Annotated in this window: 9 protein-coding genes; all 9 read left to right on the forward strand. The window is 42.1% G+C overall.

The annotated features are described in order from the left end of the window. Window positions 1-681 precede the first annotated feature (681 nt). Window positions 682-1,635, forward strand: a complete 954-nt coding sequence (leuO, locus tag BDD26_RS10440) for a transcriptional regulator LeuO (RefSeq protein WP_115826498.1) — start codon at window positions 682-684, stop codon at window positions 1,633-1,635. A gap of 209 nt (window positions 1,636-1,844) precedes the next feature. Further along, complete coding sequence (locus BDD26_RS10445) at window positions 1,845-3,644, forward strand: AMP-dependent synthetase/ligase (protein ID WP_425330440.1); 1,800 nt, start codon at window positions 1,845-1,847, stop codon at window positions 3,642-3,644. Window positions 3,645-3,946: 302 nt separating this feature from the next. Next, window positions 3,947-5,674: an acetolactate synthase 3 large subunit gene (gene ilvI, locus BDD26_RS10450; protein ID WP_115826500.1), complete on the forward strand. Its 1,728-nt coding sequence runs from the start codon at window positions 3,947-3,949 to the stop codon at window positions 5,672-5,674. A 2-nt stretch (window positions 5,675-5,676) separates the two neighbouring features. Next, on the forward strand, window positions 5,677-6,168 hold the full coding sequence (gene ilvN, locus BDD26_RS10455) for an acetolactate synthase small subunit (protein WP_038269935.1): 492 nt from the start codon (window positions 5,677-5,679) through the stop codon (window positions 6,166-6,168). An 89-nt stretch (window positions 6,169-6,257) separates the two neighbouring features. Then, window positions 6,258-7,265 carry a catabolite repressor/activator gene (cra, locus tag BDD26_RS10460; protein ID WP_038269938.1) on the forward strand — a complete coding sequence of 336 codons (1,008 nt, stop codon included), beginning with the start codon at window positions 6,258-6,260 and terminating at the stop codon, window positions 7,263-7,265. Between the two features lie 650 nt (window positions 7,266-7,915). Further along, a complete protein-coding gene (mraZ, locus tag BDD26_RS10465) occupies window positions 7,916-8,374 on the forward strand; it encodes a division/cell wall cluster transcriptional repressor MraZ (RefSeq protein WP_038269941.1) in 459 nt (152 codons plus the stop codon). Between the two features lie 2 nt (window positions 8,375-8,376). Continuing rightward, complete coding sequence (gene rsmH, locus BDD26_RS10470; protein ID WP_115826501.1) at window positions 8,377-9,321, forward strand: 16S rRNA (cytosine(1402)-N(4))-methyltransferase RsmH; 945 nt, start codon at window positions 8,377-8,379, stop codon at window positions 9,319-9,321. Beyond that, a complete protein-coding gene (ftsL, locus tag BDD26_RS10475) occupies window positions 9,318-9,638 on the forward strand; it encodes a cell division protein FtsL (RefSeq protein WP_038269948.1) in 321 nt (106 codons plus the stop codon). The genes rsmH and ftsL overlap by 4 nt, the downstream gene beginning before the upstream one ends. 27 nt (window positions 9,639-9,665) lie before the next feature. Next, window positions 9,666-11,420 carry a peptidoglycan glycosyltransferase FtsI gene (locus BDD26_RS10480; protein WP_038269950.1) on the forward strand — a complete coding sequence of 585 codons (1,755 nt, stop codon included), beginning with the start codon at window positions 9,666-9,668 and terminating at the stop codon, window positions 11,418-11,420. Window positions 11,421-11,426 lie beyond the last annotated feature (6 nt).

An 11,426-nucleotide genomic window follows, 5' to 3' on the forward strand; every position in this document is an offset into this window, starting at 1 on the left:
ACAATGTCAAGCAGCATAAATAATGACTTAAGAATAAATAATATTCATTGATGGTTCTTTTTTTGACCTGCATTTAGCCTTAGTGACTATTTTTTACATTTTTAGCGATGCTTTTATCTATTTTTCGTATCAATATATGAAGTAAAATCCGGCCTTAATGGATAATAGATATGATGTTTGTGCTTTTACGCAGATGTTCATTGAAGAGACAGGGATGAAATGAGTATTCACTATGGTGTTCTTAGATATATAAATAATAACTACATTTTAATAAAAATAAACTTTCTGAAAATAATTATAGATATTTATTTCTGATGGAAAATTTATTTTCGATGAATTTTAGCGATATATAAAAAGTTGGTTTTAGCCCACATAGGTTTGGTAATTGGAATACTGTCATTTTACTATTGAATTATTTATGATTGTTATTCTGTTATTATCGGCTGATTTTTATACCTAATTCGCTAAGGTAAATTGAAATTCATAGGGTATAGATAAGAATATGTCGTACGCATATTTCTTATACAAGGAACAATCTCAATTAAATTATAACTAATTGGGTAAATGCTCTCATTAATTGATAATGGCTTTTTAAAATGTTGAAATTTTGCATGGTAAAATCGCCAATATTCATTCCTTAATGAGAACGCTGTAATAAATATAGTGGAGTGAAATTAAATAATGGCTGGATACAACTCAGTAACTACGGATATGGGAAGAAAAGAACCATGTGAAGTTCAATTGCGTAGTGTAGATCTCAATTTGCTTACTGTTTTTGATGTTGTTATGCAAATGCAGAACATTACACGCGCGGCTCAGGCATTAGGTATGTCACAGCCAGCGGTCAGTAACGCAGTTTCCCGCTTAAAAACGATGTTTGATGATGAGTTATTTGTGCGCCATGGGCGGGGTATTCAGCCAACAGCAAGGGCAAAGCAGCTTTTCGGACCACTTAGGCAGGCACTTCAGATTGTGCATAATGAATTACCCGGTGCCGGGTTTGATCCCGATAATAGTACAAGGACATTTAATCTTTCTATTTGCAGCCCACTTGATATCCGTTTAGCTGCTCAAATTGTTGGAGAAATAAAAAAACACTCTCCCAATATTGATGTGGTGATTAAAACACAAATTAGCGACAATATTGAGAGACAATTAAAATATCAGGAAATAGAATTTGTTATCAGTTATACCAAATTTGAACATGCTGATTTTCAGCATTTCCCATTATTTAATGACGAGTTGGTTCTGGCTGTTTCCCAAAAACATCCCAGAGTTAGTGAATGTATCAATCAACAGCAATTGCTGGAAGAGAGACATGCGATTGTGACATTAGATAATACTGATTCATTCAGTAAGCCTTACTACGAAAATAGTGAATTATTGGATTCGGTCTCTTATCAGGGAACAGATTTAAATAGTGTTCTCAATATTGTGTCTCAGACTTATCTGGTTGCTATAGCTCCCAAATGGATGGTTGAACACTATTCCAAACAATTAAATATACGAGCGGTATCGCTGTCCAATAGTGACATTTCTTGTCCTTGTTATTTGATATGGCACGCTTCTATGAACAGAGATAAAGGACACCAATGGATGAAATCGTTACTGAGAGATCTGAGTGAACAGGAATAAGGTGGTATTTTACTCTACTTATCTATAGTTATCTGATAAATCCTGCAAACTTCCCCCGTCAGGGGGGAGACGATCTTAAAAATATTCTTCCCCCTTTCATCAGGAATGGGTAGACTGCGCGAAAATAGCTAACACATGTAAGCTGAAAAGTAGTCAGTTATCTTTGCTGAATATGATGAACCGAAGATTTAGAACAGGAATATATTGTGATAACAAATTCTTTGCACTCCTATCACTTGATCACGCGATTACAGCAGCAAATCAGCAAGTATCCTGAAAAGATTGCATTTCGCCAATGGTCACCATCACAACAGTTTGAAATGAGCTGGCAGGATGTCGACAGGAAAACAAAATCTATCGCAAAATCTTTGTTATCGCTTGGTGTGGAGATTCAGGAAAAAGTCGGTATTTTTGCGCATAACTCAATGGCATGGTCACTGGCAGATCTGGCTATCTTACAGCTACGTGCTGTCACTGTACCGCTTTATTCCACCAGTAGCCGTGATCAGGCTGCATTTATTCTTAATGATGCCGGCGTACGAGTATTATTCGTTGGAGGACAGGAACAATATGATGTTGCGATGACTCTGATAGCGTTGTGTCCGCAGCTTAATCATCTGGTTGTATTGGATGAATCTGTTGATTTACAGGAATGTCCGCAAGCATTGTATTTATCGGCATTTATTGCGACCGATTGGTCACAGTATCAATCTGAACTCGATAGTCGTATCGCAGAGCAGAATTTGTGTGATCTCTTTACTCTGATTTATACCTCAGGCACAACAGGAGAGCCTAAAGGTGTCATGCTGGATTACCAGAATGTGGCTGCTCAACTTTATCTGCATGACCAGCGATTAACGCTGACTGAGCAGGATGTATCTCTGAGCTTTCTGCCGTTATCTCATATTTTTGAGCGTGCATGGAGTTATTACGTCATGCATACGGGCGCTTTGAATGTTTATCTGACTGACACAAATTTTGTGCGTGAGGCGATGGTTGATGTGCGACCGACAGTGATGTGCTCTGTCCCCCGTTTTTATGAAAAAGTATATAGTGCGATCTTTGAAAAAGTTTCCCGTGCTCCGTTTTGGCGCAGAATGATTTTTCACTGGGCGATCAAACGGGGTGAAAGTCGTTGGTTACGTCAATTAAACAGTAAGAAAGGATGCCCATTTTCTTTATGTGGCGAAAAACTGGCAGATCGATTGGTATTGGGTAAACTCCGCCAGATATTGGGCGGCCGGATCCGTTTTCTGCCAGTCGCAGGAGCACGCCTTGACGATTCCATCATGCATTTCTTCTTGTCTGTTGGGCTCAATATCAAGTATGGCTATGGTATGACGGAAACTTGTGCCACCGTTTCCTGTTGGGAAGAAAAAAATTATCTTTTAGGCTCAATTGGTAATCCATTACCCGGAATCGATGTTCGTATTAGTACTGAGGGCGAAATTCAGGTTCGTGGCCCAATCGTGATGAAGGGATATTTTAACCGGCCGGAAGAAACTGTTCATGCCTTCACCGAAGATGGTTGGTTGCGCACCGGAGATGCAGGAGGGTTAGATGATAAAGGTAATTTGTTCATTACAGAACGCCTGAAAGATTTAATGAAAACATCAACGGGAAAATATATTGCTCCACAATTGATTGAAGGGACGTTAGGTCAGGATCGTTTTATTGAACATATTGCTGTTATTGCTGATACCCGTCAGTTTGTTTCCGCACTGATTGTGCCCAGTTATGAAGCACTGGAGGATTACGCAAAATCCATTAATCTCCATTATCACAATCGCCTTGAATTACTCCGTAATCATCAGGTTATTGAATTATTTGAACAACGCCTGAAAGAATTACAAAAAAATATTGCGAAATTCCACCGGGTGAAACGGTTTACTCTGTTGCCAGAGGCTTTTTCCATGGAAAAAGGTGAATTAACACCGACACTAAAATTGCGGCGTAAGGTGATCTCACAACATTATCAGAGTGAAATTGAATCTATGTATCGGGACTGAAGAGAAATAGCAAAAAAATTATTGAAAAATATAGCATAAAAACACGTAGTTTCTGGTTCAAATTAGCTCAATGGCAATATCTTTATTAAAAAAATGTTTTTAGTATGTGAATTGATGTTTGATAACCTTGGTATCTAACGTTATGTTAATGGTTCAGTGTATTCATGAAATGAACATTATTAAGTACGCTTATTAAATATTCACTTTATATAAATAAGAAATGGAATAAGTAAGGTTGTTTCTCATGATGGCCTTATGAAGTTCTGACATTAACTTGCAAACAGAGCCTGGAGGCAAACTCAATGGAGATGTTGTCAGGAGCCGAAATGGTCGTCAGATCGTTAATCGATCAGGGCGTTGAACATGTATTCGGTTATCCGGGCGGGGCAGTTCTGGATATTTATGATGCCCTGCATACGGTTGGGGGAATAGAGCATATTCTGGTTCGTCATGAACAGGGAGCTGTTCATATGGCAGATGGATATACTCGTTCAACGGGAAAAACAGGGGTTGTATTGGTCACTTCAGGGCCAGGAGCAACCAACGCTATCACGGGAATTGCAACAGCCTATATGGATTCAGTTCCGATGGTCGTGCTGTCTGGTCAGGTGCCCAGCTCTCTGATAGGTAATGATGCTTTTCAAGAATGTGATATGGTAGGGATCTCCCGTCCTATCGTAAAACATAGTTTTCTGGTGAAGAAAGCAGAAGATATCCCAAGTACAATCAAAAAAGCCTTCTATCTGGCGGCAAGCGGTCGTCCAGGGCCGATTGTTATTGATTTTCCAAAGGATACCGTCAATCCAGCACTGAAATTTCCATATGTTTACCCAGAAAAAATCAGTATGCGTTCTTATAACCCCACGATACAGGGGCATAAGGGACAAATTAAGCGTATGCTGAAAACACTGCTGGATGCGAAAAAGCCAGTGCTGTATGTGGGCGGTGGCGCCATCAGTTCTGGGTGTTCACCGCAATTGCTGAAACTGGCGGAGCGTTTTCATATTCCTGTTGTCAGTTCGCTGATGGGGCTTGGTGCTTTCCCGGCGACTCATCGGCAGAGTCTGGGAATGTTGGGAATGCATGGCACGTTTGAAGCCAATAATGTAATGCACAATTCTGATGTTATTTTTGCTGTGGGAGTACGTTTTGATGATCGTACTACCAATAATCTTGCTAAATATTGCCCGAAAGCGACGGTATTACACATTGATATCGATCCGACATCGATTTCTAAAACTGTAACGGCTGATATTCCGATTGTGGGTGATGCCAGACAGGTACTTGGTCAGATGCTGGAGTTGTTGGATACAACGGAAGATACACAAGACCCGGATGCCATAAAAGATTGGTGGTTTTCCATTGAACAGTGGCGTAGCCGCAAGTGCCTTGATTATGATCGCACCAGTCCGAAAATAAAACCGCAGGCGGTGATTGAAACCCTTTATCGCCTGACCGAAGGAAAAGCCTATCTCGCATCAGATGTTGGCCAGCATCAGATGTTCGCCGCACTGCATTATCCATTTGATGAACCAAGACACTGGATTAACTCCGGTGGCTTAGGAACCATGGGATTTGGTTTGCCGGCAGCACTGGGTGTTAAGTTGGCGAAACCGCAAGCGACAGTTGTATGTGTGACAGGAGATGGCAGTATTCAGATGAATATTCAGGAACTGTCCACTGCATTACAGTATGGTTTGCCGGTGCTGGTACTGAATTTAAACAATCGTTTTTTAGGGATGGTGAAACAGTGGCAGGATATAATTTATGCAGGTCGCCACTCTCAATCCTATATGGAGTCACTACCTGATTTCGTCAAATTAGCAGAGGCTTATGGTCACATTGGTGTATCCATCCAAACGTATGATGAACTGGAAAGTAAACTGACTCAGGCTTTGCGTGAAGTGACTGAAAACCAGCGTCTGGTTTTTGTTGATGTTACCGTTGATGAAACAGAACACGTTTATCCAATGCAGATCCGGGGCGGAGCAATGGATGAGATGTGGTTAAGCAAAACAGAGAGGACCTGATCATGCGCCGGATTTTGTCTGTATTACTTGAAAATGAATCGGGAGCATTGTCTCGAGTGGTGGGACTGTTTTCCCAACGTGGCTATAATATTGAAAGTCTGACAGTGGCACCAACGGAAGACCTAACATTGTCACGTATGACTATTCAAACCAAAGGCGATGCTAAGGTACTAGAGCAGATTGAAAAACAACTGCACAAGCTGGTGGATGTTTTGCGGGTCAATGAGTTAACTGCCGGAGCTCATGTTGAACGTGAAATTATGCTGGCGAAGTTGCAGGCCAGTGGATATGGACGTGAAGAAATCAAACGTAGCACAGATATCTTTCGCGGGCAGATCGTTGATGTCACTTCAACGTTATATACCGTCCAGTTGGTGGGCACGAGCGAAAAACTGGATGCGTTTCTTGATACTGTGCGGGAGGTTGCAGAAATCGTGGAAGTTGCACGTTCAGGCGTTGTTGGCGTCAGCCGTGGTGAGAAAATTATGCGATGAAAGATCGCAATCTGCGGGTTAATATACAGATATTTACCGGGCCCTACTGTAAGGTAGGGCTTTTTCTATCATATTACTGAGAGGTTAATGTGAAACTGGATGAGATCGCCCGCTTAGCAGGGGTTTCACGTACTACGGCCAGTTATGTTATCAATGGTAAAGCTAAACAGTATCGTGTCAGCGATAAAACAGTAGAAAAAGTGATGGCAGTGGTCAGGGAGCATAACTACCATCCTAATGCTGTTGCCGCTGGTCTTCGGGCAGGGCGTACCCGTTCAATTGGTTTAGTGATACCGGATTTGGAAAACACGAGCTATACCCGTATTGCCAACTATCTTGAACGTCAGGCGCGGCAACGCGGATATCAATTATTGATAGCCTGTTCTGAAGATCAGCCCGATAATGAAATGCGTTGCGTTGAACATCTTTTGCAACGGCAAGTGGATGCTATTATTGTTTCCACTGCTCTTCCTCCTGAACATCCATTTTATCAGCGTTGGGCAAATCGCTCTCTGCCGATTATCGCACTTGATCGTGCATTGGATAGTGAACATTTTGTCAGTGTTGTCGGGGATGATCTTGAAGATGCGAAAATGCTGGCACAGGAGTTACGTCAATTCCCGTCAGAATCTGTTCTTTACTTGGGGGCACTGCCTGAATTATCAGTTAGTTTCTTACGCGAGCAAGGGTTCCGCGAAGCATGGGAAAATGATCCACGTGAAGTGAACTATCTTTATGCGAACAGTTATGAACGTGAAGCCGCAGCAGAAGTTTTTGCTTCATGGCTGGAAAATAATCCAGTGCCTCAGGCGTTATACACAACTTCATTTGCCTTGCTACAGGGAGTGATGGATACCATTCTTAAGCGCAGTGGACGATTGCCGGAGCAATTGGTCATTGCAACATTTGGGGATCATGAATTACTCGATTTCCTTGAATGTCCGGTATTATCAGTGGCACAACGCCATCGTGATGTTGCCGAACAGGCTCTGTCGCTGGTATTAGCCAGTCTGGATGAAAAACAGAACCCAGCTCCGGGAATAACACGTATGCGCCGTCATTTATGTCGCCGTGGAAGTTTGAGCCGTAAAGTCTGATTGTGTGCCCTCATGTAATATGAGGGTGCTATATCATGTACCTAAAACCATTTAAATAGGTTCGTTGACTTAATTTTGAGATTATTCTGACTAAAATTTTTCTGAACAAAAATCTATGAGTGAAAAAATGGCTAACATGCTATTGAGGGTAAAAAAAAATAGATTTTTTCTTTTAAAATGACATTATAAATGAATGTTATTTCTTTAATGAGAGAAAATATCCTATTTACTTGATATTAAAATAATTGTAGTTTTTGGTATTCTATTTTATTTCATTTTATTATTACTTTTTATACTATTTTAACTTGAGTATATTTTTATTATTGATAGATTACCACTGATTAACAATTGGGCAATAATGAGATATAGATTACATAAATTAATTTAAGTAATAATTATTTGCCCTCAAAAAATTTTTTCAGGTTAACCCCGTCAGTATCATTAAATAATTCATATTTATCATGGTGTTATATTTTATTAATATTACCAAATCTGAAAAATCCTTCTTTTTCTCTCTTAAATCTTTCTGTAAATCTAGCTAAAGCACACTGGCTCTGGCTTGACAAGGTTTTCATACCATCCGTAAACTCTTAATTGTGGTGATTTGTGGGATAATGTGGAGATTTAGGCCACCAAGGGGTAACCTGAGTATGTTTCGTGGAGCAACGCTGGTTAATCTCGATACTAAAGGGCGACTTACTGTACCTGCCCGATATAGGGAAACACTGAATACGGAATCAAAAGGTCAAATGGTTTGTACAATTGATCTTCATCAGCCGTGTCTGTTGCTTTATACATTACCCGAATGGGAAATCATCGAAGAAAAATTATCTCGCTTATCCAGCATGAACCCAGCTGAACGTCGCGTTCAACGTTTGTTATTAGGACACGCTAGTGAATGCCAAATGGACAGTGCAGGGCGTCTTTTGTTAGCCAATACATTGCGTCAGCATGCAGGGTTAACAAAAGAAGTCATGCTGGTTGGGCAATTTAATAAATTTGAATTGTGGGATGAACAAGTCTGGTATCAGCAGGTACAGAGTGATATCGCTGCTGAACAATCCACACATGAACCTTTATCAGCAAGGCTACAGGATTTATCACTATAAACATGGCAAATAGTCATTTTAAGCACACCAGTGTATTACTGGATGAAGCTGTCAATGGATTGAATATCCAGGAAGATGGAATTTATATTGATGGAACATTCGGGCGAGGGGGGCACTCTCGCCTGATTTTATCAAAGTTGGGGCCGAATGGTCGTTTGATGGCAATAGATCGCGATCCACAGGCCATTGAAGCATCAAAAGCAATTACTGACCCGCGTTTCTCTATTACTCATGGGCCATTTTCAGATTTGGCTACCTATGTAAGAGATGCAGGTCTGGCTGGAAAAATTGATGGTATTTTGCTGGATTTAGGGGTGTCTTCACCGCAACTGGATGATCCTGAACGTGGTTTCTCATTTATGCGTGATGGGCCTCTGGATATGCGGATGGATCCCACCCGGGGACAATCAGCCTCAGAATGGTTGATGAAGACTGAAGCAGATGATATTGCGTGGGTACTGAAAACTTTTGGTGAAGAACGTTTTGCCAAACGAATTGCGAGAGCTATTGTTGCCCGCAATCAGGAAGAACCCATCACGCGGACCAGAGAATTGGCAGAGCTAATTGCTCAGGCGAGTCCAATTAAGGAGAAACATAAGCATCCTGCGACACGCAGTTTTCAGGCTATCAGGATCTACATTAACAGTGAACTGGAAGAAATAGAACGTGCATTGGAAGGTGCATTACAGGTTTTAGCACCACAAGGGCGATTATCAGTCATCAGTTTCCACTCGTTGGAAGATCGCATAGTGAAACGCTTTATCCAGCAACATAGTCAGGGGCCACAGGTTCCAGCAGGTTTGCCTCTTACCGAAACGCAATTAAAAGCATTAGGGGGGCGTAGTCTGAAATCAATTGGCAGGTTGAAACCCTCAGGGGATGAAGTGGCAACCAATCCGAGAGCAAGAAGCTCGGTATTGCGATTTGCTGAAAAGGCAGGTGAATAATGGCAGGTGAACGTCATGGATTAGTGGGAGTCATTGGCAGCGATTTAATCCGCAATGCCAAAATCCCATTGATTTTACTGGTAGCTGTAGTGATTTCAGCGATCAGTGTTGTGACGGTCACCCATCAGACCCGCTTATTGACTGTGGAGAAAGAACGTCAGGCAATTCAGATTGATGTTCAGGATATTGAATGGCGTAACTTGCTCCTTGAAGAAAATGCATTGGGTGACCACAGTCGGATCGAATCTATAGCGACTGAAAAATTTCATATGCAACATGTCGATCCGGTACAAGAAAACATTGTGATTACTCAATAAGTCCAGTTGACAACTAAAAGGTAGGCGATGAAAGCTGCACGCTCTTTAAAGTTGAAAAAACAAGAAGATAAAGCCAGTTTTGTCAGATGGCGTTTTGTCTTGCTGTGTGGAGGCATTTCGCTTGCTTTAATCGGGCTTTTGATTCGAGTGGCTTATTTGCAGATCATTAATCCTGACCGTTTGGTGAAAGAAGGGGATTCCCGCTCTCTGCGTGTCCAATCTATTCCGACTGCCCGTGGCATGATTAACGATCGTAATGGACGCCCACTGGCAGTCAGTGTACCTGTAGATGCTGTCTGGGCGGATCCGAAAGAAATCTCTAACAAAGGGGGTATTACGGATGATACCCGTTGGCGGGCGTTGGCTGATGCGCTCTCCATTCCTCTTGATCAGTTAACCAGTAAGATTAATGAATACCCTAAAGGGCGTTTTGTTTATCTTGCTCGTCAAGTTAATACCTCTATTGGTGATTATGTTGGAAAACTGAAACTTCCGGGTATCTATTTGCGTCAGGAGTCCCGCCGTTATTATCCGGCAGGGCAGGTGACTGCACATATTATTGGTGTGACCAATATTGATGGCAATGGTATCGAGGGGGTGGAAAAGAGCTTTGATAGCTGGCTGACAGGTAAGCCGGGAACCCGGACTGTCCGTAAAGATCGCACCGGACGAGTTATTGAAGATGTTTCATCTGTAGACAGAAAAGCTGCTCATGATTTGGCTCTCAGTATTGATGAGCGTCTTCAGACTTTGGTTTATCGGGAATTGACGAAAGCTGTGATACTTAACAAGGCGGAATCTGGTTCTGCCGTATTGGTAGATGTTAACACCGGCGAAGTGTTGGCAATGGCAAACAGTCCGTCTTATAACCCGAATAATCTGGCGGGAACACCAAAAGATGCCATGCGTAATCGTGCCATTACTGATATGTTCGAACCCGGTTCTACAGTGAAACCGCTGGTTGTGATGAGTGCGCTGAATAGTGGCATTGTTAAAGAAAATACCGTGTTGGATACCAGACCTTACCGATTGATGTATGGTTCGAGGGGACATGAAATCAAAGACGTAGCTCCACGTCCTGAGTTAACCATCACGGGGATTTTACAGAAGTCGAGTAACGTTGGTGTTTCTAAACTGGCGTTAGCGATGCCTGCCTCGGAGCTGGTAGATGTTTATTACCGCTTTGGGATGGGAAAACCGACCGATTTGGGGTTGGTCGGAGAAAAGAGTGGTGTATTTCCAAAAAATAGACAACGGTGGTCTGATCTTGAGAGGGCCACCTTCTCTTACGGCTATGGGCTGATGGTAACACCGTTACAGTTAGCGCGAGTCTACGCAACAATAGGTAGCTTCGGTATTTATCGCCCATTGTCAATTACCAGGGTCGATCCCCCAGTTCCGGGTACTCGAGTATTTCCTGAGAATATCATGCGTACAGTGATACACATGATGGAGAGTGTGGCATTGCCTGGTGGAGGTGGGGTGCGTGCGGCAATAAAAGGCTACCGCATTGCAATCAAAACCGGTACGGCGAAAAAAGTCGGGCCGGATGGTAAATATGTCAATAAATATATCTCTTATACCGCAGGAGTTGCGCCTGCGAGTAATCCACGTTTTGCACTGGTTGTGATTGTCGATGATCCACAAGCAGGTAAATATTATGGTGGTGCAGTTTCAGCGCCTATTTTCGGCAACATCATGAGTGGTGTTCTCCGTACGATGAACGTTGAGCCCGATGCATTGCCTGCGGACGATAAAAAAGAGTTCGTGGTTAATAACTAATTTGTG

The sequence above is a fragment of the Xenorhabdus cabanillasii genome, assembly GCF_003386665.1.
GTDB classification, from domain to species: domain Bacteria; phylum Pseudomonadota; class Gammaproteobacteria; order Enterobacterales; family Enterobacteriaceae; genus Xenorhabdus; species Xenorhabdus cabanillasii.